This window comes from Parabacteroides sp. MSK.9.14, assembly GCF_019041495.1.
Taxonomy (GTDB): Bacteria; Bacteroidota; Bacteroidia; order Bacteroidales; family Tannerellaceae; genus Parabacteroides; species Parabacteroides merdae.
Map to the genome: position 1 here is coordinate 1 of NZ_JAHPXO010000147.1, position 331 is coordinate 331.

At 43.5% G+C, this 331-nt stretch carries 1 pseudogene; it reads right to left on the minus strand.

What is annotated here, in order from left to right:
• A pseudogene (locus KTG12_RS21540) lies at positions 1-331 on the minus strand (hypothetical protein); the annotation flags it as partial.

The window sequence follows — 331 nt, forward strand, 5'->3', positions numbered from 1 at the left end:
AACGAAGATACAACAACAAGGCTGACAAATAAAAAAATACATACATCGGAACCTTCACCGCACTGATCCAAGCAATAGATTCTACATTCACCGGATGAATGGCAAAAAGGAAGGTAGTCAAGGCAGCCACCCACAAACTTCGACGAGATCCGGATTGGCCGGACATCTCCAACAAACGGAAAATCAAGAAAAAAAGCAACGTGGCACATCCACAATGCCAGACAAAGCTCATCAAATGGAACCAAAACGGATCATAGCCGAACAAGCCGTACAGCGCCATATAGTTCAATTCCACCAACGGGCTATATTGACCTTTATAGGATTGTGTAAA